Origin of the sequence: Nocardia salmonicida (genome assembly GCF_036142455.1) — a bacterium.
Classification (GTDB): Bacteria; Actinomycetota; Actinomycetes; order Mycobacteriales; family Mycobacteriaceae; genus Nocardia; species Nocardia salmonicida.
On record NZ_CP108014.1, the window covers coordinates 2,455,092 to 2,481,475 of the forward strand.

Genomic DNA, 26,384 nt, shown 5'->3' on the forward strand with positions numbered 1-26,384 from the left:
TTGTCGGCGCCCGCATCGACCTCGCTGCAATCGCTTCAGTGGTGGCCTGGGTCGCGGAGCCGGGCGACAGAGCGCTATTCGATGAGGTTCGCGCTCTTCAGCCAGTCGTAGGCGACGTCGGCGGGGTCTTCTCCGTCGATGTCGACGCGGCCGTTGAGTTCTCGCATCAGGTCGTCGGTGAGGAGCTCGGAGATGGTGCCGAGAAGCTCGCGCAGTTCGGGGTCGGCGTCGAGGACGGCGCCGCGGACGACCGCGGTGCCGCTGTAGGGGAGGAAGAATTTCTTGTCGTCGTCCAGGACGACCAGATTCAGGTTCTTGACGCGGCCGTCGGTGGTGTAGACCATGCCGAAATGGCAGGGCTCGCCTTTCGCGGTCGCGGTGTAGACCACGCCGGCGTCCATCCGGGTGACGTTGCCCACGGGGACACCGTTGGGATCGTTGTAGGGGATGCCGTACTTCTGCAGCATCGGGATGAAACCGTCCGAGCGACTGAAGAATTCGTCGTCGACGCAGAAAGTCCGCTCGGCGACCGGTAGTGCGGCCACGTCCGAGAGCGACTTCACGCCGAGTCGCTGCGCGGTCGGCGTCGACGCACCGAAGGCGTAGGTGTCGTTGAAATTGGCCGGTGGGAGCCACTCCAGGTTGTGATCACGCTTTTCGACATCGTGGACGCGCTGCCAGAGCTCCTGCGGGTCCGCGATCGTCTCGGTCTCGTTGTGATAGTTGACCCAGCCGGTGCCGGTGTATTCCCACAGCACGTCGGCGTCGCCGTTGAGCTGGGCCTGCCGAGACGAGGCCGAACCCGGGGCGCCTGTCAGGTCGGTGACCGAGGCACCCGCGGCGGCCAGGTAGGTGGCAGTGATCTTGCCGAGCACCACACCCTCGGTGAAGCTCTTCGAGGTGACGACCAACTTCGCGCCGTCGAGGGGACGTTCGCCACCGGGCAGGCTCGCCTCGTGGAAGGTGCCCGACGAGCTCACCAGCCCACAGCCGACGAGCAGCGACATCGTCGCGACCAGCGCGGAAATCAACGGGACTCGCCTCATGAGACACCTCGTGGGGTCGCGGCCAGTTCGACGAGTCGGCCGAGCCAATCGATGATCAACGCCAGCAGGCCGACGAGCACGGCGCCGGAGATGAGCAGCTTGGGCAAAAACAGGGTGACGCCGGTCGTGATCAGGGTGCCGAGGCTGGTCGCACCGATGAAGGTACTCAGCGTCGCGGTACCGACCAGGATGACCAGCGCGGTGCGCACGCCGTTGAGGATCACCGGCACCGCGAGCGGCAACTCCACCAGCACGAGGGTCCGTCCGGCCGAGAAGCCGATACCGCGCGCGGCCTCGATGGTGCGATGGTCCACCTGTCGGAGTCCGACGATCGTGTTCTGCAGGATCGGCAGGATCGCGTAGACGACGAGACCGACGACCGCCGTGCGGAAACCGGTGCCGAGCCAGAAGGTGAACAGCACGAGCAAACCGACGGCAGGCGCGGCCTGGCCGACATTGGCGATATTCACGGCGATCGGCTCGAACCGCTGCAACGCCGGCCTGGTCAGCGCGATACCGAGCGGAATCGCGACGACCACCACGATCAGCGTGGCGACCACGGTAAGCCGGATGTGATCGAGGATCGTGGTCTGCAGATTGGCCCAGCCGAGCGAGGCCTGTTCGGTCGGGGTGAATGTCGAGGACTGATACCAGAACACGTACCCGATGCCGATCACCACGATGATGAGCGGTTCGAACCATACGTCGATCGGGACCCGGCGCAGACGGTTCATGCCGGTTCGACCGATCCGGGTTCGTCGTCGGCGGCGACGACCGGCGTGGGCGTGGGATCGGAACCGTCGACATAGGTTTCGTAGGACGAGTCCTCGACCGCGGCGTGCCCCTCGGCGAGCTTGGTCTGGATCACATCGGTCACCGAGCCGATGTTCAGCGAGCCGACGACGGCGCCGCGACCATCGGTGACCAGGGTGGCGCCCTGACTCGCCGCGAGCATGGCGTCGAGCGCGTCGTTGAGCGTCGAGGACTTGGCCACCACGGGCAGACGGCGGTCCAGATAGTCCGAGACCTCCGGCTTGCTCGCCACTTCCGTCAGTGACGGCCACGACCGCGGCCGACCCGACTCGTCCACGACCACCACCCAGGTGTGTCCCGCGGCTTCGGCCCGCCCGATCACGACCTGCGAGGATTCCCCGATCCTGGCGGTGGTCACCGGGTCGACCTCCACATCGCGCACCCGAGACACCGTGAGATAGGCCAGCTTCGCGCCGGATCCGACGAATTCCTCCACGAACGGCGTCGCCGGGTCGGTGAGGATCTCCTCCGGTGTCGCGTACTGCTCGACGTGCCCGCCCTCGGACAGGATGAGCACCTTGTCGCCGAGTTTGGTGGCCTCCTCGAAATCATGGGTGACGATCACGATGGTCTTGCCGAGTTCGTGTTGGATCGCGATCAGACTGTCCTGCAGGCGAACCCGGGTGATCGGGTCGACCGCGCCGAACGGTTCGTCCATCAGCAGCACCGGCGGGTCGGCCGCGAGCGCGCGGGCGACGCCGACGCGCTGCTGCTGGCCGCCGGACATGTCCTTGGGCAGCCGGTCGGCGAACGTCGCCGGGTCCAGACCGACCAGGTCGAGAAGGTATTCGGTGCGCTCGGCGATCCGCTTCTTGTCCCAGCCGAGCACCCGGGGGATCGCGCCGATGTTCTTGGCGACCGACCAGTGCGGGAACAGGCCACCGGACTGGATGACGTAGCCGATCGACTGCCGCAGCTTGTCGGGATCCTCCCGGGTGACATCGCGGCCGCCGATGAAGATCCGCCCCTCGGTCGGCTCGATCAGCCGGTTGATCATCTTGAGCGTGGTCGTCTTGCCACACCCCGACGGTCCGACGAACGCGACGATGTCGCCGGCATCGATCTCGAGGTCGAGGCGCTCGACAGCGGGCGTGTCCTGGCCCTTGTACCGTTTGACGACCCCGTCCAAGGTGATGGAATCACCGGTCACATTGCGCTGCCGGGCCGTCGGCGCGAGCTGGCTGGTCACGTCGGTCATCACAGTCCCTTGGCAATCGTGAGGCGTCCGAGCAGGACGAGGAGCGCGTCGAAGACCAACGCGATGGCAACGATGAGAATGGTTCCGGTAAGCGCCATTTCGAGGGCATTGGCGCCGCCGAGGCGAGACAGACCGTTGAAGATCAGCGAGCCGAGGCCGGGCCCGAGAACGTAGGCCACGATCGCGGCGACCCCGACGATCATCTGGGTCGAGACCCTGATGCCGGTGAGAATAACCGGCCAGGCGATCGGCAGTTCGACGGTGAGCAGGATCCGCCACCGCGAAAGTCCGATGCCGCGCGCGGATTCGACGACCGTGGCGGGCACCGAGCGCAGCCCGACGATCGCGTTGCCGATCACCGGCAAGGCCGCGAAGAACGCCAGCATGATGAACGACGGCACGACACCGAGACCGAACGGGACGAGCAGCAACGCCAGCAGCGCCAGCGAGGGAATCGTCAGCGCTACCCGACTCGAGGTCAGGGTCAGTGCCGAGCCCAGCGGCAACCGGTACACCGCCACCGCGATCAGGATCGCGACGACGGTTCCGACCAGCACTGTCTGAAAGGCCAGTGACGCGTGCTGATAGGTGAGGAAGGTCAGTACCTCTCCCCTACCCCGGACGTAGTTCCACAAATTCACGGCGTTCCCATCGTCGGACCGGGCCAGTGGGTAGCTGTTCGCGCGTGCGCAACCGTCGGATGTGCCGTCGCAGAATAGTTGATCTCGAGTGTCGTTCCCGGGACGCGCGCGCGGTCGTGGCGGTCGATGATGGCTATGCCGCGCGCTCGAGCGGAGCGGCGTAGGGCTCGGCGTCGCCCGCGATCACCGTGCTCGCGGAGCCGTCGACACCCACGGGCACCGGCCCGCCCAGCGTGATGCGAGTGAGCCTGCGGTGCTCACTGCCGTCGTAGTCGTCGATGGCGTAGTGCTGGGTGGCCCGGTTGTCCCAGATCGCGACATCGCCCAGCGACCAGTTCCAGCGCGCGGTGTGCTCGAGACGGGTGACCCGGTCCTGGAACAGCCGGAACAGCGCCCGTGACTCGCTGCTCGACACCCCGACGATCTCCTTGACGAAGCAGCCGAGCAGCAGGGCTCGCTCGCCGGTCACCGGGTGCACCTCCACCACGGGGTGCTCGGTCTCGAAATAGGTGGACTCGAACTCGCGACGATAGGCGCGGTCGATATCGGCGGATCGGTCCTCGATCTCGGCGGCGTAGTCGTATCGGTTCGAATGGCGCGCGCGCAGGCTCTCCGCGAGTCGCTTGAGCGGCTCGGGCAGCGCGTTGTAGGCGGCGACGGTCGAGGCCCAGGTGGTCGAACCGCCGTAGCTGGGCAGCGCCACCGCGCGCAGGATCGAGGCCTGCGGGACACGATCGACGAAGGTGACATCGGTGTGCCAGACATTGGAACGGGTCTGGTGCGAATCGATGGCCAGACTCTTCGCCCCGGCCGAGGTCACCGTCGGGTGCGGAGTCGTCGGATCGCCGAGCAACTGCGCGAACTCGTACTGACCGTCCTCGGACAGGTGGTGCTGGCCACGGAAGAAGATCACCTTGTGCTCGTCGAGCGCGGCGCGGATGGCAGCCACCGACAGCGCGTCCAGGTCACCACCGAGCCGGACACCGTCGATCTGCGCGCCGATGTGGGCGCCGAGCTTCACCACCCGTACTCCTGGGGCGGCTGCGTCATCGACGGACATACGGTGGCCTTTCGCTCGAACCTGGACGATCTGGTCACACGAAACCACCAGGAACGAGGCGCGACCAGCATTGAATTCAGGCTGAGCCGAATCGCCGCGTCGACTTCAGCGGGAACTACGGAATGCGCAGTTCCGCCGCCTCGTGCTCAGGGGCGGCCCACTTGCTGAATCGCATTTCGGCGGCTTCCGCCGAGGGCGCGCCGATCACTCGGGCAACCGCTTCCCATGACGCCCCGGACGCGCGCACGAACCGGACGGCTTCGACGAGGCGCTGCTCTGCCGACGCCGTGTCCGCGAATGCCAACCGCACCGGGATCAGGGCCTGCATCTCGAGCTGGTGGTAGTCCCATTCCGCGAGCACCAACCGGGCCAGGTCCGTGTCGAGTCTGCCGGCCGGGCAATGCAGGACCCGCGCGGACGGCGCGTGGTCGGCGCTGCGGTCGGCGCGTAGCCAGGTTCGCCCGTGCCAGCTGTCGCAGGAGCACAGTGCGCGCCACCCGATCACCTCCTCCGGTCGGCGCGAGTGCCGATCTTCGGATGACAGCGGTGGGGCGTCGATCGCGAGTGTCGCCCTGGGGCCGGGGGCGTCGATATGTCCGTACAACCCGTCCGCGAAGATATCGGCAACCCATCCGCGGTGGTTTTCGAGCAAGCTGTTCATCCTGACTCCGATGTCGAATCCGAAAAGCTCGATCCCGAACCGGCCTGTCATGAAGCGCTTACCAGCGGTTCGGTGTGTGGGACGAATACTCCCACATACTTACGATCGACCTTGTCGACGCCATCGGCAATCACTTCGCCGCATTGTTGTACCTAGTCACATATTGCCTGGTTGTGACCTGTGCCCCGCAAGCGATCGGAGCGAGTCGCGAGGTAGATCGTCGCGCCGGATTGTCCGCGGGTCAGCGGGTTGTCGAACACGATCGACTGCGCCTGGACGTCGACGAAGGCGGATTCGAGTGTCGCGCAGAACTCGTCGTCCGGTGCGTCGTCGGACCACATCGCGAAGGTGCCGCCGTCGACCAGGTGGTTCGCGACCGCGCGCAGGCCCGCACCGGTGTAGAACGCGGCGTTCGAGCCGTGCAGGACGTGGCGTGGCGAGTGGTCGATATCGAGCAGGAGTGCGTCGTACTTGCGGCCGGGGCGGGTCGGATCGAAGCCCACCGGACCCGCCGCTGCGGCGAAGAAGTCCGCGCAGACGAGTTCGACCCTGCGGTCGGCGGCCAACCCGGCGGTATCGGGCAGCAGATCACGTCGATGCCAGTCGATGACCGCGTCGGAATATTCGATAATGGTGAGTTCACGAATTCTCGGGTCCACCAATGCTTCTCGCGCGGTGTACCCCAATCCGAGGCCGCCGACGACCACATCGAGCCGATCGCCCGGTGTCCGAGCCAGCCCGAGTCGCGACAGCTCACGTTCGGCGACGGTGAACAAGCTCGACATCAGGTACTCGTCGCCGAGCTTCACTTCGTAGACATCGGCACGCACCGTCGGATCGAACCGTCGACGCAAACTGATCTCGCCGATCGGGGTCTGTCGCCAGCCGAGTTCTTCGAAGCGTGCGCTCATCGCCGTCACGGTAGTCCTGCGATGACAGGAACCCGGCCGACAACGGCCCGCGGCGCCATCAGAATTTGCGGTGGCCGTTGCTTTTACGGCATGTTTATGGGTCGACGAGTCGGGAAGTCTGGTCGACAACCCGGCTCGAGCCCGATCGAGTGGGGTTCTACCGGTGACGGGTACGCATCCGTTCAGCCAGGAGTACCGCATGACGCACGCACTCACTCACCTCAGCATGGGCCTCGGTTGGGATCCCGCCCACGGCTACGGAACACACCCCCGTCGCAAGGACATCGATCTCAACGCCGCCGCGCTGTCGTTCGCCGGCGACAACTTCGTCGATGTCGCCTATCACGAGCAACTGATCTCGCGCGACGGCGCGCTGCGCCACCTCGGCGACAGCGTCACAGGCGACGGGCACGGCGACAACGAAGTCATCGTGGTCGACGTGTCCCTGCTCGATCCCGCCGTCACCACGATCGTATTCCTCGTCACCTGCTATACCGGCCAACGATTCGACCAGATCGTCAACGGGTTCTGTCGTGTCGTCGACAATGTCACCGGCATCGAATTGATCCGCATCGACCTCGACAGCGTCGGCGCTCACACCGGCATCGTCGTCGGCAAACTGCATCGCCCCCACCAGGATTGGGTCTTCACCATGATCGGCCAGCCGATCATCGCTCAGCATGTGGTCAACGCGGTTCCCCAACTGGCCGTCTACCTCGACTGAGGTCGACGGTTGTCTCACTCCGACAATCGGTCGCGGGCCCGTAGTCGGGTCTCGAGTGCGTCCAGGACGTGCATCACGTCCGCGTCGAACTCCTCGGCCAGCATTTCGAGCAGCGCCGCACCGATCAGCAGCAGTGTGCTGAAGACGACGGGGGCAATGGGTTCGGTTGCCTCGAGCAGAGGTCGGGCCCGGGGCGCTCCGCCGCGATGCCAGGCGTCGAGCAGGGCCAGTGCGCCCTGCAGGTAGATCGGCGGGTCCGGTCGAGTACTCAGTGCGGGGATCGCCCGGTCGGCGGCTCGGCGCAGGATATCGTTCGTAGCCTCGATACCCGGCGCCATGGATTCCACCGCGCAGCAGGCCAAACGCAGGGCACCGTCCAGATGTAGCGGCGTATAGCGGGCCGATTCCGGGATCTGATCCCAGGGCAGACGCAGTACGTGCAGCAGCTCGGCGGTGATCGCGGTCGACGACGGCGCCTGCACTGCCGTCGGGGCAGAACCCGACGCGTAGTCGACACCGAGCATGATCTCCAGCCCGATCGCCGAAGCCATGAGATCGCTTCGGCTGCTGCGTGTTCCGCGGCGATGGCGGCGATCCTCGACCAGTAACCAGCCGACCGTCTGCGCGTCGTCGGTCCGCAACAGTTTCGCGTCGGCCTGCCAGCCGTTCGCGGTATCGCACCGCGACAGCGCGCAGACGAGGTCAGCCATGACGTGATTGCCGGTGACCAGCGTCGGCTGATGCAGTGGACGGCGCGACACCACCGGAAGATCATCCAGCCTGGCCGACGAGGAGACGAACGACATCGCGGTGAGCGCCGCCGCCGCCATGCGCGCGGCGGATACGGCGTCGGCGGCGTTGGTGCGCAGCACCGCGCGATGGATCGAGTCCGCCAGCGGCGCGACGCCGAACTCCGCGTAGTGCAGCAGCAGCCAGGCCAGCGGCATCTCGCCGAGCACCGGGGCGAGCCGTTCGTTCAGCTCGTACAGCAGCGCGGCCGACTGCTCCGGCCGCCGAGATCGCGGCGCCTCCCCGGTGAGGTCACGCCATTCCAGCAATGCCAGATAATTGGGGAGCAGCAAGCTATCGACCAGCTCACTCACCTGAGCGATCACGAATTCGAAATCCAGCTCCGTCATCGTGCCCGGCCCGACCGAATTCTGGACGGGATTGCCGTCGAACGGATCGATACCCGAATCGCTGAGGGCGAGATCGAACAACAACTCCGCGTGCCCGAGCCTGCCGACGACCCGGCCGACAAACGGCACCACCCCACCGTCTTCGACGGCTGTGGCCGCACCGAGAAGGCAATTCACCATTGCCCCTTCGGCTTTCGCGTGCGCGCAGAATCTCCGCAGCCGCTGGTGCACGGTATCTTCGGCATCGAAACCCGTCCGCACGATCTCTTCGGCAATCGTCACGATCGCCGCGTCGACGACATATTCGGGTCTGCCGCCGACACCCTCCGAGGCCGACGCGGGGCCCGCGAAATAAAGCCGATCACCGAATGCGTCGCCCATTCGTCGCCTCACCACAACCTCCACTCGGATGCGCCGTATGCCGTCCCCTTCGACAGCCTTCCAGCAAATTGTTCGCAAGTCGCGGCTCACACCTCACAAGGCGATAACAGGATGAGCTCCGCACGCCTCGGCCGGACCATCCGGCGCGCAGGACGCGGCCTGTCGATACCCTGTCCGGACACTATTTGCCCGAATTCGGGCAGGGATGTTGGAGAACCCGGTCGGGCGAGGCAAGATCGTGCGAGTGAATGACGGGGTACCCACCGAGCTCGTCCGCTACGTCGTGGCATCCACCGGCCTTCCCGAACGCGTGGCCGCCCGGGTCGTCGCCGATATCGTCGGGTACTTCGACGAGACGGCCGAGCAGTTCGTCCGGCGCAGGCACGCCGAGCTGCAGTCTCGGGAGATGCGCAACGCCGAGATCTGGCGACGGCTCGAAGCCGAACTCGCCGAGCGTCCGGTCGCGGCGCCGTCATTCACCGAACGGCAACTTCGTCGCATCGTCTACGGGTAAGGGGTTCACGCCATGTGTGGAATCGTCGGATACATCGGTCACCGGCAAGCTGTTCCCGTGCTGCTCGAGGGCCTGCATCGGCTCGAGTACCGCGGCTACGACTCGGCCGGGTTGGCGCTGTCGCATCGAGGGAAGGCGCGCGTCTGCAAGACCAAGGGGCGGGTGCAGGATCTTCGCGACAAAGCCGACGCCACCGCGCTGCGCGGCACCGTCGGGATCGCGCACACCCGCTGGGCCACCCACGGCGAGCCCAGTGATGCCAACGCACACCCGCACACCGATGTCAGCGGGCGAATCGCGGTGGTACACAACGGCATCGTCGAGAACGCCGAACAGCTGAGGGCCGAGCTCACCGCACTCGGCATCGACCTGGTCTCCGAAACCGATACCGAGGTGATAGCCCACCTCGTCGCCCGCGAATTCGAGGCCACCGAATCGCTCGAGGACGCCGTTCGCCTCGCGCTGCACCGAGTCCGAGGCACCTACGGACTGCTGGTGCTCGACGCGCGCCGCCCGACCGAACTGGTGGTGGCCCGCAACGGCAGCCCCATCGTGCTCGGCGTCGGCGACGGCGAGATGTTCGTGGCCTCCGATGTCGCCGCCCTTGTCCACCACACCCAGCGCGTGGTGTTCCTCGACGACGGCGAACTCGCCACGGTCCGCGACGGCGAATTCCGCACCAGCACACTGGGAGTCGAGTCCGAGCAAACCGACAAGATCCCGACCACCATCGACATGGTGGCCGAGGACTACGCGCTCGGCGGTTTCCCCGACTTCATGCGCAAGGAAATGGCCGAGCAGGGCGAGGCGGTCCGTAGAGCACTCCGTGGCCGCCTCGACGACCGCTTCGCCACCGCCCATCTCGGCGGGTTGAACATGGACGCACGTGAACTACGCAGCATCAGCAAGGTCGTTTTCCTCGGTTGCGGCTCGGCCTATTACGCTGGCCAGCTCGGCGCCCAGCTGATCGAAGAACTGGCGCGCATCCCGGCCACGGCGGAACCCGCATCGGAGTTCCGCTACCGCAATCCGGTCGTGGACCCCGACGCGCTCTATGTCGCGATCAGCCAGTCCGGCGAAACCCTCGACACTCTCGCCGCGGTGCAGGAGCTACAGCGCAAGGGCGGCCGCGTGATCGGTGCCGTCAACGCGGTGGGCAGCGCGATCGCACGCCAGTGCGGGGCAGGAGTGTTCCTGCACGCGGGCCCGGAGATCTCCGTCGCCTCGACCAAGGCGTTGACCAACATGACCGTGTCGTTCACGATGCTGGCCCTGTTGCTAGGCCGGGTACGCGACCTCTCGGCAGCCGACGGCAACCGGATCGTCGACGGGCTGCGCGCCCTGCCCGACGCCATCGACCAGGTCCTCACCGACGAAGACGACATCGCCGAGATCGCCCACCGATACGCCAAGGCCCGCAGCATGTTCTTCATCGGCCGGGTTCGGGCGTGGCCGGTCGCCCGCGAAGGCGCACAGAAGCTCAAGGAGGTCTCCTATGTGCATGCCGAGGCCTATCAGGCCTCCGAGCTCAAACACGGTCCGCTCGCGCTGATCGACCCGGAGATGCCGAGCGTGGTGATCGTCCCCGACGACGAACTGCTCGCCAAGAACATCAGCACCATCGAACAGATCAAGGCCCGTGGCGGGCCGGTCATCGCCGTCACGAACGCGGACCTGCCGCCGAATGTGGCCGACGACGTGATCCGGGTCCCCAGGGTCGCACCGGAATTGGACCCCATGCTGCTGACGATCCCGCTCCAGCTGCTGGCCTATCACACAGCGCTGGCCCTCGGTCGCGATGTCGACAAGCCACGCAACCTGGCCAAGAGCGTCACCGTGGAATAGAAACTCCCGTAGCCGACCGTGCGGCTGGCAGGATCGAGGTATGTACTCCGCGAACCTGACCCGCTCCGAGACCGCCGCGCGATCGGCGGCGGTCACCGTCCGCGACTACCGCGTCGACCTCGACCTGTCGGAGGCCACGGACCAGACCCGGGCCGGTTTCGCCACGACGACGACCGTCGTGTTCGATGCCACTGTCGAGCAGACCTGGCTCGACTTCATCGGCCTCGCGGTGGAGTCGGTGACGGTGAACGGTGCGGAGGTGGCGGTCGAGTACGACGGGGCTCGGCTCACCGTCGGTGGGTTGACCGAGACCAATGTCGTCGTCGTTCGTGGCACCGGTGCCTACAGTCGTTCGGGTGAGGGACTGCACCGGTTCCTCGATCCGGTCGACGGCCTGACCTACCTCTACACCCAGTACGAGCCCGCGGACGCGCGCCGTGTTTTCGCGTGCTTCGAACAGCCGGATATGAAGGCGCCGTTCACGTTCGGGGTGACGGCCCCGGCCGACTGGCAGGTGGTGTCGAATCGGCCGTACGCGGCGATCCAGAACAACGGTCTGATTCAGAACGTCGTGTTCTCCCCCACGCTGCCGATCTCGACCTATATCACCGCGATCGCGGCCGGACCGTACCACCGTGTCGAATCCTTGTGGACGCGAGGCGAACTCACGATTCCGCTCGGAATCTACTGCCGCGCCTCGCTGGCCCGCTATCTGGACGCGGACACGATCTTCGAGGTGACGAAGCAGGGACTGGACTTCTTCGCCGAACACTTCGACTACCCGTACCCGTGGGGCAAGTACGACCAGGTGTTCGTTCCCGAGTACAACCTGGGCGCCATGGAGAACCCCGGGCTGGTCACGTTCACCGAGGCCTATGTGTTCCGTGGTGCGGCCACCGCCGCGCAGTACGAGGGCAGGGCGAACACGATCCTGCACGAGATGGCGCACATGTGGTTCGGCGATCTGGTCACGATGGTGTGGTGGGACGACCTGTGGCTCAAGGAGTCCTTCGCCGACTACATGGGCGCGCTCGCGAGCTCCGAGGCCACCGAGTGGACCGATGCCTGGGTGGCGTTCGCGAACCGTCGCAAGGCCTGGGCGTACTCGCAGGATCAGCTGCCGACCACGCATCCGATCGTTGCCGACATCACCGATCTCGAGGCCGCCAAGCTCAATTTCGACGGCATCACCTACGCCAAGGGCGCCAGCGTGCTCAAGCAGTTGGTAGCCTACGTCGGCCGTGAGGAATTCTTTTCAGGTGTGCGCCGATATTTCCGGACACACGCCTTCGGCAATACGACCCTCGCCGATCTACTGACCGAATTGTCGGCGGATTCCGGCCGTGACCTGGCGGGCTGGGCGCGGGCCTGGTTGCAGACGACCGGGGTCTCCACCCTGACCCTCGACGAGGGTGAGATCGTCCAAACCGATCCGCGTCCGCACCGACTCGCTGTCGGGCTCTACGACTTCGATGCCGACGGCAACCTGGTGATACGTGACCGCGTGGAGTTCGACATCGTCGACGAACGCACGCCGGTTGCCCTCGCATCCGCTCCGCTGCGCCTGCTCAACGACGGCGATCTCACCTATGCGAAGGTTCGTCTGGATACGGCTTCGCTTGCGACCGTGGAGGGTTCGCTGAATCGGGTGACCGACCCGCTGGCGCGCGGACTGATCTGGTCGGCGCTGTGGAACGCGACCCGCGACGGGGAACTCGACGCCGAACGCTACCTGTCCATGGCTCGCGATTTCGCGCCCACCGAACCGAACATGGCGCTGCTCACCGCGGTCCTGGCGAACGCGTCTTTCACGATCGGCCATTATCTGCCCGAGTCGACGCGGGATCGGTGGCGTGGCGAGTGGCTCGAATCCAGCTGGGCCACACTGCATTCGTCAGCACCGGGTTCCGGCGCGCAGCTGGCGTTGGCGCGTGCGACCGCGGCTGCTGCCACAGTCGACGGGCGCCGTGCCGCCGACATCCGGGCGATGCTGCTCGACCGGGCGCCGCAAGGTCTGGCGCTGGATCCGGATCTGCGCTGGGCGCTGTGGACGGCACTGGCCGCCACCGGAGCGGCGGAGGTCGCCGAACTCGACGCCGAACTCGAACGAGACAACACAGCATCGGGACGAACCGCCCACCTGCGCACGCTCGCGGCGCGACCGGAACCGGAGGTCAAGGCCTCGGCATGGGATTCAGCGCTGGGCGATACCAGCCTGACCAACGATCATCTCGATGCCGTCATCGAGGGATTCCGGGCCGGGCAACGCCGTGACCTGACAGCGCGCTTCGACGACGAGTATTTCGCGGCGCTGCGCACGGTGTGGGATCAGCACAGCATCGAGATCGCCCGCCGCATCGTGGTCGGGCTCTTTCCCGCGGCTGATTCGCTCGACGGGGTCGACCGCTGGCTCACGGCGAACGCGGACGCACCGGGGGCGTTGCGCCGCTTGATCATCGAACAGCGCGACCACCTCGCCCGAGACTTGCGCGTGCGCGCCGTGAATTGATCCTTCCCATTTCACGGCGAATTAAACATCGAAACCGAAATTATCACTCTGTCAAGACCTGTCGACCGATAACGGTTTAATAACCACCGAGATGGTGAACCCTTCATTCATGACCTACTCACGTAATCGGACACCGAGTACGCCGAGCATGGATCTGACCAGCACCACCATCATGTTGGCCACCTGCGTGTTCTTCCTCTTCGGCCTGACAGCACTCACCGCATCGCTGCCCGCCGCGATCTTCGGCGCCGTCAGCCTGGGCGCGGGAATGATGATGACCTCCAGGATGCTAGGCCTTTAGCTCACCTCCCCGCCGAACCGAAGCACACTTGAAGGCCAGGAGCTGATCTGCATGTCCAAGACCACCGACCGCATCACCTACGAACATGCCGAGCCCTTGTTCGTGCACTTGTCGCTGACCGATCCCCGCAGCCCCGAACACGACGCCCTGCGGGAGGAGATCATCGAGGTCTGCCTGCCCCTGGCCGAGCACATCGCTCGTAAGTACGCCAACCGTGGCGAGATCTTCGACGATTTGCTCCAGACCGCGCGCCTCGGCATGGTCATGGCGGTCGACCGCTACGACGTGACCACCGGATCACCCTTCCTCGGCTTCGCGGTGCCCACCATCATGGGTGAGGTACGCCGCCACTTCCGCGACCACATCTGGCCGCTGCACGTTCCGCGTCGCGAGAAAGAACTCCAGGGCAAGGTACGGGCCGCGAGCGAGGAGATGAGCCGTCGTCTCCAGCGCTCGCCCACCGCCCACGAACTCGCCACCGAACTCGATGTGCCGGTCACCGACATCGCTCGCACCCTGGTGGCGGCCAACGCGTTCCAGACCCGCAGCCTCGACACTCCCGCACGCGACAACGACGGCGATCCCAGCATGACCGTCGCCGACACCTTCGGCGCCGACGATCCCCACTACCGTCTCGCCGAGGACACGATCACCGTCGCACCGCTGCTGGCGCAGCTGCCGCCCGAAGACCGGCAATTGTTGATCTGGCGGTTCTACGACACGCTGTCCCAAGCCGAGATCGCCGAACGACTCGGCGTCTCCCAGATGAGCGTGTCCCGCAAACTCACCAGGCTGCTGGGCAATCTGCGTGCCGAAGCCGCCGACGAGCAACCGGTACCCGCCTGAACTTCGGCCCGCCCGCGCCGTGTCGGGGCGGTAACGGTGCGTGCTTCCACCGGCACCGTCCATTGACTCTGCGTCTACCGGGCTGCACTGTTGACGAAACAGAATCTCGCGCGTGTCGTGGCAGCGCCACCTGGTCGGCGCTGTTCACATGGTTCAACAGTGTGGTGCTCGCCGGTGGGAAGGGTGCGATGACGATGCGCGGTCGACGGAATCGACGTGATCGAGAAATTCGTGAAGTACGAGAAATCCGGGCCAGTCCGGCCCACCAAACCGCCAAGTTCTTGTTGTCGGTGCTGATGCTGGCCTGGTTCGGGTCCGGGCTCGTGGCCGCGATGCAGCGAGACTATTTCACGAACACCCCGGTCAACTGCGGTGATCTGGGCACGATCGGCCTCACGGTGCTCGCGGGCCCGCTCAACTACCTCGGCATGAACCCGAGGGTCACCGAGTGCCAGTTGCCGGAGCCGAGCCCATGAACACGCAACCGCGTCTCAGATGAGTTCGGCGAGTTGGTCGCGGTCGGTGGCGTCGAGCTTGATGCAGGCCCGGTAGATGTGCCCCTCGACGGTGCGGACCGAGACGCAGAGGCGTTCGGCGATCGCGCGGTTGGACAGTCCACGTCCGATGAGGGCGGCGATCTCGCGTTCGCGTTCGGTGATCGGCAGGGGGCGCGCGGCCGCGGTGATGGCGGGCGTGCCCGCACCGTCGCAGCGGGCGGCCATGGCCGTAGCACGGGCGGCGGCCTGGGCGCTGGGTCGGCGCTGTCCGGCACGGTCGTAGATCGGCACCGTCTGCGCCTCGGCATCGGCAGCGGACAACAGCAGGCCCGCGGACTCGAACTCGCGGCTGACCGCGGCGAGCGCGCACGGATCGGCATCGGCCAGGGCCGCGGCGTGGCGGGCGTAGATCGCCGCGACCGGGCCCTGCACGCGATCGGCGACGGTGGCGAGCCGGGCGGCGAGGGTGCGGTCACCGAATCGGGTGGCGTGATGCAGTGCTTCGGCTTCCAGCGCGTATTGACCGGCGCTGTGGGCCAGGTCGGCGGCTTTGCGGGCCAGGTCGACCGCAGCGTGCGCGCTGTGTTCGGCGGCGGCCAGCCAGGCGCGCGCGATGATCCGCTGCGGCTCGTGCAGGGCCATGTGTGGCCCGCTGTGCTCGTCGGCATCGTCGAGGACCCGCTCGGCTTGGTCGACCTCACCCAGGGCCGCGTAGGCACGGGCCAGCAGCAGCCGCGCCGGCAGTTTCCACGGTAGCGAGGATTCGGCGTTGAGCGCTGCCAGCGACTGCTCGAAGGCGGCGATCGCTTCGCGGAACCGACCGCGGTAGGTGGCGACGACGCCGTCGGCGATTCGCGCGATCGCCCAGCCGACGAATTGGCCGGCCGAGGAGAACTCGCGATATTCGGTGGCGCGCCGCTCGGCGAGATCGAGGTCGCCGATGGTGGTCAGGGCGAGGACGTCGCCGTAGCGGACCATCACCCGGATGATCCCGTCGGTGGACTTCTGCTGCGCTCGGCTGCGTGCCGCGATCGGCGCGAAGTCGGCGCCGCGTCCGGCCACCGGCAGCGCCAGACCCAGGGCGAATGCGGCGAAATCGACGGCCTGCCGCGGCGAGTCGGGGTCGGCGATCACCCGCTCGGCTGCTTCGATGCCCGCGGCGAGGTGGTTTTCGTGCACCGCCATCGCCGCCGCCGCGGCATCCACGGTCAGGCGCAGTGCCGGATGCTCGACGCGGGCGCGCAGCATCTCGACCAGGTCGCGGGCATGTTCGACATCGCCCAGCGACCAGAATCGCAGGCTGGCCCGCACCACACCCCACTGGACCAGTTGCAGCGGATCGAGCCGGTCGGGATCGAAGCGGGCCAGGATCTCGTCGGCGTGCTGTGGTCTGCCCTGCCACAGCAGCGCACGGGAGAGCAGTTCGGCCGCGCGCAGCCCACCGCCCCGCTCACAGGCGGCGCGCGCGAGTCGTTCGCCCAGTGGCAGATTGGCCAGCGACACCGCGTCCTTGGCCGCGTCGATCAACAGGACGATGTCGATCGGCCGGTCGCTGTCGACGCACAGCCGCGCCAGCCGGATGCGATGTGCCGGTGTGCTGAGGTCCCGATCCTGCAGCGTCTCGACGAGGCTTCCGCACCGGGCGCGCGCGGCGGCGGTGCCGACCCGGCAGCGCACCACCTCACCGAGCAGCGGATGGCTGAACCGGACGTCGGCGACACCGTTGTGGCTCGTGACCCTGATCAGACCGGTGACCTCGGCGGCGTCCACCGCGTCGGCGCCGACGAGCTCGCTGAGGATGTCGATGTCGAGCGGCTCGTGCACGGCCAGCGTCTCCAGCACGTCGAGCACGGGCGCGCCGGCCCTGCTCAACCGCTCGTCGAGCAGCTCGACCAGACCCGAGGGCACCGCGGTGGGCCCGCGCAACTGCCAGACGCCGTTGACGTCGGTCAGGGTGCTCGCCTCGACCCCGCCCTCGACCATATTGCGCAGAAACAGCGGGTTGCCACCGGAGGATTCCCACATCACGTCGGCGCTGAGCCCCTCCAGGGTCCCGCCGAGCACGGTCTCGACGAGGTCGGTGCACTGGGATTTGGTGAACGGCGCCAGCTCGATTCGCTCGAGGTAGCCGTCCTTCCACAGTGAGGTGACCGCGTCGGGCAGCGGTTCCCCGGTACGGACGGTGGCGATGATGCGGGCTCGGTGGTCGACCGCGATCTGGTGCACCAGCGTCGCCGAGAGGACATCGAGCAGGTGCGCGTCGTCGACGCCGATCACCGTGTCGGGTTGGGCGAGCACGTTTTCCCTGGCCGAGTGCAGCAGCGCGAGCGGGTCACGCGACGCAGACGCGGCGATCCAGGGCGCGAACGCACCGAGCGGGATGGCCTGCGAGGACGCCGTGCAGGCCACCCAGCGCACCGGGTCCGACAGCACCGCGGTGACCAGCCGGGCCAGCGTGGTCTTGCCGACGCCCGCGGCGCCGACCAGGATCACGCCGCCGGTGTCGGGGTCGGCCAATGCCCTACGGACGGCGTCGTATTCGGTGGGGCGATCGAGCAGCTGCCAGAGTCCGCCCATGCATGAAAAGTGTAGTTGTCCTGCGGCGACGTCACAACGAATCGACCCGGCGACACGGTTGGCGCGCCGGTGGTCCGGCGCGGCGGGCGGGCGCGCCGGACGTGCGAGCGGCGTGGGGGTCATGGCGGGAGCTCTGTGGCGTCGCGCGGCTCGACGCGCGGCGCGTTGTTCACGTCGTGGCGGTAGTTGCTCGACGCCTCGTACACCCGCTTCTTGAGCCGGTTGATCGATCCGAGCGGCCGGTGCGCGTCCAGGCCACGCCAGGAGTTGAACGAGAGCACGTCGTCGCCGTAGGCCCGCCGCTGCGGGGTGTACGGATCCTGTACATCGAAGCGGATGGTCGCGATGGTGCGGTGTGGCGACTCGTCTTCCGGCCACGGCACGGTCGCGTCCTCGATCGGCATGGTCGCCGCATCCGTGCACAGTTGCGCGCGCAGTTCGTAGGTGGCGCTGTGCCCGGCGAAGAAGTCGACGATCAGGTCCTGGTGCGCGTTGACGCCGGCATCCGGGTCGACCGGTTGTCCTTGCAGCGCGACGACTTCCGACGACACCGGGACATAGAGCAGCTTGGCCACGTAATCCCCGTATCGAAGGGGCGCAGAGGTGAAGAAGGTCTCGCCGAGAATGCGGGTATTGGGTGCGACGAAGACACCGAGATTCGGTGGCACGCTACGCCCGATCCGACGCAGGACGTGCGTGTTCAGCGCGGCGACGAGGTCGCTCCCCGCACGCAGGGCAAGGTCGGGCAGCCGGGCCAGCGCCCAGGCGGTCGGCATGCCTTTGGTGAGGTAGGCGTGCGCGTCGGCGAAGAGGAATTCCCGATGGGTGACCATGATGAAGTCCTGGGTGATCGCCTCGTCGTCGGGCATCGCGCGCGGCCCGTGGATGCCGAGCACCTTGATCCCGAGTCCGCGGACGCCGCGCAGTTGATCGCTGCGGATCACCCCGGACGTGCTCGACAACCTCGCGATCACCGGATAGGTGGCCGGGGTGGCGAACATGCCCTGCGCCAGTTCGGGCGCCAGGCCCGCGGGCACCGTCAGTTCGCCGCGCAGGATGCCGTGACTCTTGGCGTGCGCGTCACGCAAGCCACGCTTGTACTTGCGGTAGGCGCGTTCGTTGTTGTGGCGCAGCACCGCGATGATCTTGTCGATGTCGCATTCTTCGTCGAGGCGAGGTTTTTCCAGGTCGTCGCGGTAGCGCAGGTAGCTCATCGCGGACTCCTCCACGGGGCGAACGGATTCGCGACGCCGTCGAGCGCGGGCGCCAGGGTCGGGAAGTGCCGCAGCAGCACGCTGCGCATCGTGGTGTCACGCACCCAGGCCATGCCCGCCTCGGTGTAGATCTCGGGCCGGAAGTCGGTGGTGAAGAACCGGTCGGCCGACAGCCGCCTCGACGCCATCAGCACGAATACGCGAAAGGCGGTGTCGCTGAAGCCGAAACCGGGCGGCTTGGGTTCGGCGTAGAGGCCGATCATCAGATCGACGTCGTCCACGTCGCCGTAGACCCCCTCGAGTTCGCGCGCCCACCGCGGATCGTCGGTGAGCTCGTCGAACGAGGTGATCGGCGGCAGCCGCAGTTGGCGGCGGAATTCGTTGTAGCGCGGCACTCCGCGCTCGCGGACCCGCAGGATGTCCACGGTAGCGAGATCGAGCAGCGGCTGGCCGGGGCGCTCGAGCTGCTGTAGGTGTGCGGGGTAGTTGTGCAGCGTCAACGCGCCGGGGTTGGCTCGGCCGAAGGAGTAGAGCAGGGTGTCCATAGGCATCTCGGCGAGGCGTTGGCGGATGTGTGCGACGCCGAGTTCGGAAAGCGGATGCTCGGCCAGCACGGTGTCGTCGCCGAGGCTGCGGACGACGAGTTCATCGGGAATCAGTGGATGCATGCGGTACACCGCGACGAACTCCTCGGTGAGCGAGTACGGCACGCCGCTGTCGTCACGCTCGGAACCCGGTATGCCACAGAGCACTTCGTTGCCGATGAGATCGCCGAAGCGACGCGATACCCGCTCCCCCAGTACGCCGAACCAGTTGGCGCGCATGGCGGCGACGGTGGTGGGATGGGCGATCACCGCCGGTGTCCAGTCGACGGTGTGGATCTTCGCGATCAGCGCGGAATTGACCAGTCGCGCGGTGTCGTAGAGCTGCTGGTCGTCCATGTCGGGGTAGCGCCGGGACAGGCGGGCACAGATCGCGTTGTGTTCGCGCAGGAACAGCGAGTGCAGCAGCGCGAGGCCGACCCACGCGTTGGTTGCCTCCGGCTCGAGCGCCACCAGCCGTTCGGCATCCAGTGGCGGCAGTCCCAGTTCGTCGATCACGAGCTGGCCGTGCTTGCCCGAGCGCAGGGACGCGGCGAATTCGGCGGTGCTGCCGTAGATCTGGGAGGCGTCCCACCAGTGGGTCTCGCCGGTGACGTAGGTCGGCGGGTCGGTCGGATCGGGGGCGGCCACTTTCGCCGTTCGCGGGATGGTCATCGGGGGGTGCGGCCACTGATCGTCGTCGTCCAGGGTGACGGTGAAGGGGTCGCGTTCGGCAGGCTCGTGGACGAACCAGTCGTGCACCTCGAACTGGATCCAGGCCGCGGCCAGCAGATTCAGGGTGGTGGCGGGCTGGAATCGCTCGCGCGTGAGCAATTGCCTGCTGACCGTGCGCGGGTTGGGTTCCATGATCCGCGACGGCCCCTCGGGGTAGGTGTTATCCAGCGGGAAATTGCGCCCGAAGCGGCAACCGATCGACCCCGCGCGGGGGTCGTCGGGGCTGTTGTAGGTGCCGTCGACGGTGCGCGCGCGCTGGTGCTCGCCGGTGACATCCGACGGCAGGGGCCCGGCCGGGTGCGGGCCGGTGTCGAAGAGGTTGCGCGACCGCAGACGGCTGCGCAGGCCGACCAGTACGGCCAAGCCCAACGGGGTCGGCAACCGGAACCAGCCGACGCGGCGGTCGAGCGCCTCGGCGGCGGCGACCAGTGCGCGGGTGACCAGGGTCTGCTGCTGTGCGTCGACCATCGAGAAACCTCCACGGGAGTGCGCCTGCTCGGCGCCTACCGGACCGATCGATTCCAGTCTCCGACACCTGGTCAGAGCTGTCACGAGTAGTCGACTACGCGCGGACCCGAGCGGGCCGCGCATCGTCGCCGATGCGGGGCTGCCGTCGTCGATGGTCGTCCCGCGACCCGGACGCCCTACCTGATCGGGTAGCGCACTACGCGCGCGCCGCAGCCGGTCGATGGGCGAATCTGAGTTCCAGGGCGCTCGCGCACCGCGGGCGGTACCCGTCACTGCGACCGGAAGGGGGCTCGAGTGATCACACCGATCGAAATCAAAGTGAATCTCGACGGAGATGTCGCGGGCGCACTGCAACGCATCCGATGTAGCGACACCGGCGCGGCCTACCGCGACATCTGGTTCGCCGAGCCGCTGCACCCCGGTTCCACGGGCGCGCCGACCCTGCTGTCGAGCCGCATCGTCATCCGGTTGCGCAGCGGCGACGAAGACGATCTCACCGTCAAGCTGCGACCGTGCCTGCGATCCCAGTTGGCGGGTCGCTGGGCGGCGCCCTTCTCCGGGCCCGGCGTCCGATACCGCATCGAAAGCGATTGGTCCGGCGACCGGCGGATGCTGTCGGCCTCGGCGGTCAGCCTGCGGTCCCCCGGTTCCCTGCGCGCTGCCGTGGCCCGAGGTATCGATGTCACCGACACGCTGACCTCGGCCCAGCGGCAGTTCCTGGTGAGCTGCACACCTCCCGGCATCGCGGTCGATCATCTGTGCGCGATGGGCCCGGTCGCTTCGGCACGGTGGGCCGGGGTGCCGGTGGGAAATCTGCGGGCCGACGTGGAACGGTGGACCGCCGCCGGTCTCGATCTGGTCGAGTTGTCACTGACAGTTGTGCCCCGACAGGGCGATTCACCTGTGGATCTGCATCTGCGCGCGGTCGACGCCCAGCGCGAACTCGAAGCCGCGCTGCACGCGCTCGGGCTGACAATCGCGACGGGCGGTACCAAAACCGAGCAGGTGCTCACCGCACTGGCGGCAGCACGTAGGCCCGGGTAGCTCTCTCGGCAGGGGGGTCGATGGCCGGTCCTGGTCGACTTCGTCGGCGACGCAGACCCGCCCTGCGACTGTCACGGGCCCCGGATGGTCCGAATCGACCACGCTGTCGATTCGGCTCGGCATCGGACCGACCCCTGGCACTGCCATCGCGGCTGTTCAATTGGCGATGATGAAGTTGAACAGCACTCTGATATTGCTGTTCCAGCCGACGTGATACCGCACCGTCATGGTTCCGTCGGCGTGTGGAACAACGTTCATGACCTGCGTGGTGGCCGGCCCGAGAAACGGGGTGTTGTCGGTATCGATCTCGGTGAGGCTGACCGAGACCTGGCTGTCGGCGCGCACGTCGGCGCTCGGGAATCCGAATACCCAGGCACCCGTTCCGTGGGTGCGCAGAATCTTCTGAGCCCAGAAGATCGAGGTGATATTCGTCTGGCCGATCGCCCGCACAGCTGCCTCTTCGGCACCGTAGCCGGTTTTCGCCGACTCGAACCTTTCCTCTTCGGTATCGGCGCTCGCTGCCACGACCGCGTCCTCCGTATCCATCTCCAACATTTCGTTGCCTTTCTCAGCGAAAACACTGTATGGAGCTATCCTCGCGCGCGATCACATCCGCGCGAACGCGTAATCCACTACGCGAATACGCGCGGGTTCGGTGCCGACAATTTCGCATTCGAGTAGTCCGCCACGCTATCGAGTTCCGCACGGCCGCAGCAGGATCGAGGGGCAACGAAGTGAGCGCTCACCTCGGGCGATCATTATCTCTGGATGGAGGAACGGCAGTGAGCGGATATTCTGTGCATATCGGATTGAACCGGGTCGATCCCGCCGCCTACAGCGGCTGGGTCGGCGCACTCGCCGGCTGCCAGGATTCTCAGCTGTCCTATGACGGACCGGTCAACGGGCAGTTCACGGGCTCGCTGCTCGAGGTCTGGGGCAACGGTGCCTTCACCGCCGGGTATTCCCAGTTCCACCGGCAGATCATGAATATCATGCCGCCTGATCAGGTTCCGAACCTGTTCACGATCAACGCGGGCGCCGATCTCCTCGACCAGCGCCCGTTCACGCCATAACCAGTGAGGGTGTCGGGGTATGAATTGCCTTGTCGCTCAGGCGGACAGCACATGTCCGATCGTGGCAGCCACCGCGGCATGGGCGAGGTATTCGGTGATGTCGTGCGCCCGTTCCTTGGGGTTCTCGACCGGGAGGTCACGCAGATCCGGACCCCAGGCCTGACGCAGCGGGCAGCCGATGGCGATCGGGTCACCGGCGTACCAGGTGTTGAGCCATTCGCCGACCCGTTCGGGCCTGCTCGCGCCGCCACCGAGCAGCTTGCGGTACACCCCGTCCAACCCGAGCGGGCTACCTGCCGTCACCAGCAGGCGCACGTTCAGTTCGCGGGGCAACTGGGTGAGCAGATCCATCGCGACCACGGTGCCGAGACTGTGGCTGACCAGGATCAGTTCGCCCCCGGTGGGCGTATCGATGAGCACCGTGTCGAGCACACTCTTGCGGACCCGCTCGTTGTCGAGATAGGCGGCGACGTCTTTGAAGATGGCGCCGATGAGCGCGGAGTCGAGGCCGCTGCGGGCGGCGATCCAGCTGAGCTGGTCGCGCAGTCGCCCCAGAACCACCGCACCGAATCCGCCGAAGAGCTCCCGCGCCTGCGGGTCGGCGGGCACTTCGTCGACGTTCGGCATCCCCGCACGGTGCGCCGCCTCGGCGACCAGGTCCTCGTACAGTGCCGGACCTGCGGCGACGGCCTCGCGGGTGTCCATGCTCTCGACGAGTTGGTCACCATAGAAGGGAAAGTAGACGTCGACAGGGTCGATGGGGCTCAGACCGGCGAGGGTGAGTCCCTTGTTCAAGCCGGCTGTCCAGTTGCGGCGCAGCTCGACCGGGTCGCGACCCTGTTGTCCGCGCCCGTGCAGGAACAGCACGCTGCGGCGACCGCCGAACGCGGTCGACTTGCCACGCAGTCCGCGCACCATGCTCTCGTCAGCCGAGGTCGGTTGCGGCACCGGCATTGTCGCCGCTTCACGCGGTGGGATTGCCGCGAGCCCGAGTTCGTCGAGCAGGGCACGCTGTGCCGGATCGAACTGGCGCGATCCCAGATCATGGAGCAGCACGCTCACCCGCGCGCCTTCGTTGGCAATCCAGTCGATCGCGTCGTCGCCGTCTCCGGACTGCCACAGCTTGCCGTCCTTGCGCAACACCCGGCCTTCGTCGTCCTTCTTCGGCACTCCGGCGTGGTGCAGCGCGACGATCTCCCACTGGTCGTTGAACACCGGCGAGCCCGAGTTCCCCGGCTCGGTATCGGAGGCGTAGTGCAGGAAGTCGTCGAGTTGCAGGTCGAGGCGGTTGTGCCGGATCGAGATTTCCTTGAGCCGCCCCGAGGGATGCCCGACGACGTTCATCGCCTCGCCGATCACGATCTTGCCCGGCTTGGCGATCAGCGGGTTCCAGCCGAACGTCGTACCGGGTGCGGCGCCGTCGGGTCCCGGTGCCACCCGGACCACGGTGTAGTCGAGGTGTTTGTCGGTGACGAAGAAGTCGGCGGGCGCGAGCCGAAAGCGCGTCGTCGGTCCGGGAACATTGTCGATGTCGGCCTCCGCGCGGAACTCGATCACCACCGATTCGGCCGCCCCCGGCGTGGGCAGCACGTGATTGTTGGTGAGCAACAGTTGTGGTGACACCAACGAACCGGTGCACATCGGAACCTCACGCCCGTTGTCGGCCAGCGAGATTCGCGCCACCGCCGCGGCGGCTCTGGCACCGCGGGTCAGGAAGTTCACGGCCTGTAGTTCGTTGGCGAAGCCGATGACCCGCTCGAGCGAGCGGATGCTGCCGACCGGCTCCTGCCTGCCCAGTTCGATCACCGCCTGCGCCGGGACCTCACCAGTGACGAGCAGTCGGTCGGCGCGGGCGAGAATCTGCTCCTCGGTGTCGACGACATCGGACTCGCTCACCTCACGGCGGCGGGTCACCTCGTCGCGTTCGGCCTCGGTGTCGTCGAATCGCCGCGATGCGGCATCCATCTGTTCATGCCATGCGGCGGTGCGTGCTTCACTCTCGGTATCCATGGGTCACCTCGCCCGGAGAAATGTGTGCTGGGTATTCAGCGTGGGCGCGGGCGCGGTGTCGGGCACGAGTAGTGGACCACTCGACTTCACCGAGCAGGTTACCTGCGCCGATGTCACGGGTAGATCGCGTGGGCGGCGTTCACATCACCTGCCGAGAGCGCGGAGCGCTGGCCCATCGTCACGCCGGGCGGCAGGGGAACGCGCGCGAGGATCGTCGGCTGCCCCGTGGTGCTGAACGCCGTCGCGGGGTAATGCATGATCGAGCCGAAGTCGTACCGGCCGACGTCGTCGCCGTCGCTGATGTGCTGGTCGAAGTTGTGCCGGTGGGCCGGATCGACCCGGTCCAGCCGCACCGCGACGAAATTGCCGCGGTCCTCCCTGCTCTGTTCGTGCCAGAGTCCGAGCGCGTGCCCCATTTCGTGGACCACGGTGCCCACCGGTGCGGTGGCGGCTAGTTCGATCGTCTGGCGTCCACCCTGCCGCCCCACCGGCGACCGACTCGACATGCTCGGCACGAATCGCACGAAGTCGCCGTGGGCGCCGGTGCGCGGGACGAATCGGATCCTGGTGCGTGAGTTCCACTGGGCGATCGCGTCGAAAACTCGCTGTGGGCCGGGCAGAGCAGGGTCGACTTCGAAGGGGACCACGGCATTCGGCCAGCGGAATACCGAGCCGGAGATCACCACGCCTTCCTGCCGACGGCGGGCATCGATCTCTTCGACGGTGCCGAGCACGACGTCGCCTTCGAAGATCGCGAGATCGTCGACCGCCGCGTAGCGCAGTTCGCGCACACCATGCGTGACGCTGCCGATCAACGTCGATCCCGCCTCCGGGCCGGAATGGAATTCGCCGGTGTCGATGGTGTCGACGGCCGACGGAACAGTGTCGTCGATGATCACGGGACTCGCGCTTCCTGTGTCGGGTTCGACGACGGCGGAGTCCGTCGCCCCTCTGGGAAGCGTGGGCCGAAGACCCACCCCCACGCGCGAGTAGCGGGCTACCCGATCACGCGCACCGTCATCGGGTCGGCACCGGCCGCTGACTACGCTGACGGCATCCCCGGACGAAGTCTGACGGGGCCGTGCGCCGACCCGCGAGGAGAACTACCCATGTGGCCGTCCGATTGGCCCTCGTCAGCCCGCGCGATCGCGACCGCCATCGAGGCCGCCGTCACCGCGGCGAAGGCGGCCGACGAATCCGGGTTCCGTGCGACCACCGCGGACCTGTCCGAACTCCCCGCCGATCAGGTCACCTCGGTGCTGGCCGCGATCGTCAGAGAGCTGCTCGAGACCGCCCATCCGGACGGTCTCACCGGTGACGATGTGCGTGCCGTGCTGGAAGCAGTGGTCCGGCGATCGGCTCCGTGGCTGTCCGGACTCGATGTCACCGCGGTCGTCAGCGCGCTCACCGGGGCGCTCGGGGTCGACGAGTCCGCGGAAACGGACCGCGCTTGGACGAACCCCCAACCCGCCGCGGTATTGCTGATCGAATACCTCGCCGATCTGGCCCGCACCTCGCCGCAGCAATCCATTCAGCGCGCCATCAACGAGATCGCCAGAGCCGAGACAGTCGAAATGCCTTGATGGGCCCGTGAGT

At 66.9% G+C, this 26,384-nt stretch carries 24 protein-coding genes; 10 read left to right on the forward strand and 14 right to left on the reverse strand.

All coding sequences use genetic code 11. The annotated features are described in order from the left end of the window. Positions 1-74: 74 nt before the first annotated feature. From OHS03_RS11635 to OHS03_RS11665, 7 genes are all read right to left on the reverse strand, one after another. Positions 75-1,046, reverse strand: coding sequence for a glycine betaine ABC transporter substrate-binding protein (locus OHS03_RS11635; RefSeq protein ID WP_063054803.1), 972 nt, complete (start codon positions 1,044-1,046; stop codon positions 75-77). Further along, positions 1,043-1,780 carry an ABC transporter permease gene (locus OHS03_RS11640; protein ID WP_328662741.1) on the reverse strand — a complete coding sequence of 246 codons (738 nt, stop codon included), beginning with the start codon at positions 1,778-1,780 and terminating at the stop codon, positions 1,043-1,045. Before OHS03_RS11640 ends, OHS03_RS11635 begins: the two co-directional genes overlap by 4 nt. Then, positions 1,777-3,057 carry an ATP-binding cassette domain-containing protein gene (locus OHS03_RS11645; protein WP_328662742.1) on the reverse strand — a complete coding sequence of 427 codons (1,281 nt, stop codon included), beginning with the start codon at positions 3,055-3,057 and terminating at the stop codon, positions 1,777-1,779. Before OHS03_RS11645 ends, OHS03_RS11640 begins: the two co-directional genes overlap by 4 nt. Further along, positions 3,057-3,698 carry an ABC transporter permease gene (locus tag OHS03_RS11650; RefSeq protein ID WP_328662743.1) on the reverse strand — a complete coding sequence of 214 codons (642 nt, stop codon included), beginning with the start codon at positions 3,696-3,698 and terminating at the stop codon, positions 3,057-3,059. Before OHS03_RS11650 ends, OHS03_RS11645 begins: the two co-directional genes overlap by 1 nt. A 133-nt stretch (positions 3,699-3,831) precedes the next feature. After that, a complete protein-coding gene (locus OHS03_RS11655) occupies positions 3,832-4,758 on the reverse strand; it encodes a TauD/TfdA dioxygenase family protein (protein ID WP_328662744.1) in 927 nt (308 codons plus the stop codon). 115 nt (positions 4,759-4,873) lie between these two features. Further along, complete coding sequence (locus OHS03_RS11660; protein ID WP_328662745.1) at positions 4,874-5,419, reverse strand: hypothetical protein; 546 nt, start codon at positions 5,417-5,419, stop codon at positions 4,874-4,876. A gap of 152 nt (positions 5,420-5,571) precedes the next feature. Then, the gene (locus OHS03_RS11665; protein ID WP_328662746.1) at positions 5,572-6,330 is read right to left on the reverse strand and encodes a polyamine aminopropyltransferase; all 759 of its coding nucleotides are present in this window, start codon (positions 6,328-6,330) and stop codon (positions 5,572-5,574) included. A gap of 199 nt (positions 6,331-6,529) precedes the next feature. On the opposite strand from OHS03_RS11665, the gene OHS03_RS11670 reads away from it, so the two are divergent. Then, the gene (locus OHS03_RS11670; protein ID WP_328662747.1) at positions 6,530-7,054 is read left to right on the forward strand and encodes a TerD family protein; all 525 of its coding nucleotides are present in this window, start codon (positions 6,530-6,532) and stop codon (positions 7,052-7,054) included. Positions 7,055-7,068: 14 nt separating this feature from the next. Here the strand turns inward: OHS03_RS11670 and OHS03_RS11675 are convergent, their stop codons facing one another. Then, the gene (locus OHS03_RS11675) at positions 7,069-8,574 is read right to left on the reverse strand and encodes a hypothetical protein (RefSeq protein ID WP_328662748.1); all 1,506 of its coding nucleotides are present in this window, start codon (positions 8,572-8,574) and stop codon (positions 7,069-7,071) included. Positions 8,575-8,818: 244 nt separating this feature from the next. Between OHS03_RS11675 and OHS03_RS11680 the strand changes: the two genes are divergently transcribed. From OHS03_RS11680 to OHS03_RS11705, 6 genes are all read left to right on the forward strand, one after another. After that, the gene (locus OHS03_RS11680; RefSeq protein ID WP_328662749.1) at positions 8,819-9,088 is read left to right on the forward strand and encodes a hypothetical protein; all 270 of its coding nucleotides are present in this window, start codon (positions 8,819-8,821) and stop codon (positions 9,086-9,088) included. 12 nt (positions 9,089-9,100) lie between these two features. After that, the gene (glmS, locus tag OHS03_RS11685) at positions 9,101-10,933 is read left to right on the forward strand and encodes a glutamine--fructose-6-phosphate transaminase (isomerizing) (protein ID WP_328662750.1); all 1,833 of its coding nucleotides are present in this window, start codon (positions 9,101-9,103) and stop codon (positions 10,931-10,933) included. Between the two features lie 40 nt (positions 10,934-10,973). Then, a complete protein-coding gene (gene pepN / locus OHS03_RS11690; protein WP_328662751.1) occupies positions 10,974-13,442 on the forward strand; it encodes an aminopeptidase N in 2,469 nt (822 codons plus the stop codon). 109 nt (positions 13,443-13,551) lie between these two features. Further along, positions 13,552-13,743, forward strand: coding sequence for a hypothetical protein (locus OHS03_RS11695; protein WP_328662752.1), 192 nt, complete (start codon positions 13,552-13,554; stop codon positions 13,741-13,743). 51 nt (positions 13,744-13,794) lie between these two features. Then, complete coding sequence (locus OHS03_RS11700) at positions 13,795-14,589, forward strand: SigB/SigF/SigG family RNA polymerase sigma factor (RefSeq protein ID WP_328662753.1); 795 nt, start codon at positions 13,795-13,797, stop codon at positions 14,587-14,589. A gap of 194 nt (positions 14,590-14,783) precedes the next feature. Beyond that, positions 14,784-15,065 carry a hypothetical protein gene (locus tag OHS03_RS11705; protein ID WP_328662754.1) on the forward strand — a complete coding sequence of 94 codons (282 nt, stop codon included), beginning with the start codon at positions 14,784-14,786 and terminating at the stop codon, positions 15,063-15,065. A gap of 15 nt (positions 15,066-15,080) precedes the next feature. Here OHS03_RS11705 and OHS03_RS11710 read toward each other — a convergent pair whose 3' ends face one another. The 3 genes from OHS03_RS11710 to OHS03_RS11720 all read right to left on the reverse strand — a co-directional run bounded on the left by OHS03_RS11710 (position 15,081) and on the right by OHS03_RS11720 (position 20,661). Further along, positions 15,081-17,663, reverse strand: a complete 2,583-nt coding sequence (locus OHS03_RS11710) for a helix-turn-helix transcriptional regulator (protein ID WP_328662755.1) — start codon at positions 17,661-17,663, stop codon at positions 15,081-15,083. Positions 17,664-17,782: 119 nt separating this feature from the next. Next, positions 17,783-18,877, reverse strand: a complete 1,095-nt coding sequence (locus tag OHS03_RS11715) for a catalase family protein (RefSeq protein WP_328662756.1) — start codon at positions 18,875-18,877, stop codon at positions 17,783-17,785. Continuing rightward, positions 18,874-20,661, reverse strand: coding sequence for a peroxidase family protein (locus OHS03_RS11720; protein ID WP_328662757.1), 1,788 nt, complete (start codon positions 20,659-20,661; stop codon positions 18,874-18,876). The genes OHS03_RS11715 and OHS03_RS11720 overlap by 4 nt, the downstream gene beginning before the upstream one ends. Before the next feature lie 294 nt (positions 20,662-20,955). Here OHS03_RS11720 and OHS03_RS11725 point away from each other — a divergent pair, with 294 nt between their 5' ends. Further along, positions 20,956-21,705, forward strand: coding sequence for a hypothetical protein (locus OHS03_RS11725; protein ID WP_328662758.1), 750 nt, complete (start codon positions 20,956-20,958; stop codon positions 21,703-21,705). Between the two features lie 156 nt (positions 21,706-21,861). Here OHS03_RS11725 and OHS03_RS11730 read toward each other — a convergent pair whose 3' ends face one another. Further along, a complete protein-coding gene (locus OHS03_RS11730; protein WP_063054797.1) occupies positions 21,862-22,260 on the reverse strand; it encodes a hypothetical protein in 399 nt (132 codons plus the stop codon). Positions 22,261-22,487: 227 nt separating this feature from the next. Between OHS03_RS11730 and OHS03_RS11735 the strand changes: the two genes are divergently transcribed. Beyond that, the gene (locus OHS03_RS11735; protein ID WP_328662759.1) at positions 22,488-22,778 is read left to right on the forward strand and encodes a hypothetical protein; all 291 of its coding nucleotides are present in this window, start codon (positions 22,488-22,490) and stop codon (positions 22,776-22,778) included. A gap of 36 nt (positions 22,779-22,814) precedes the next feature. Here OHS03_RS11735 and OHS03_RS11740 read toward each other — a convergent pair whose 3' ends face one another. Next, on the reverse strand, positions 22,815-24,788 hold the full coding sequence (locus tag OHS03_RS11740; RefSeq protein ID WP_328662760.1) for a trypsin-like serine peptidase: 1,974 nt from the start codon (positions 24,786-24,788) through the stop codon (positions 22,815-22,817). A 113-nt stretch (positions 24,789-24,901) separates the two neighbouring features. Further along, a complete protein-coding gene (gene legP / locus OHS03_RS11745; RefSeq protein WP_328662761.1) occupies positions 24,902-25,687 on the reverse strand; it encodes a Dot/Icm T4SS effector Zinc-dependent metalloprotease LegP in 786 nt (261 codons plus the stop codon). Positions 25,688-25,897: 210 nt separating this feature from the next. Here legP and OHS03_RS11750 point away from each other — a divergent pair, with 210 nt between their 5' ends. Further along, positions 25,898-26,371 (forward strand): hypothetical protein, encoded by a 474-nt coding sequence (locus OHS03_RS11750; RefSeq protein ID WP_328662762.1) that lies wholly within the window; start codon positions 25,898-25,900, stop codon positions 26,369-26,371. Positions 26,372-26,384 lie beyond the last annotated feature (13 nt).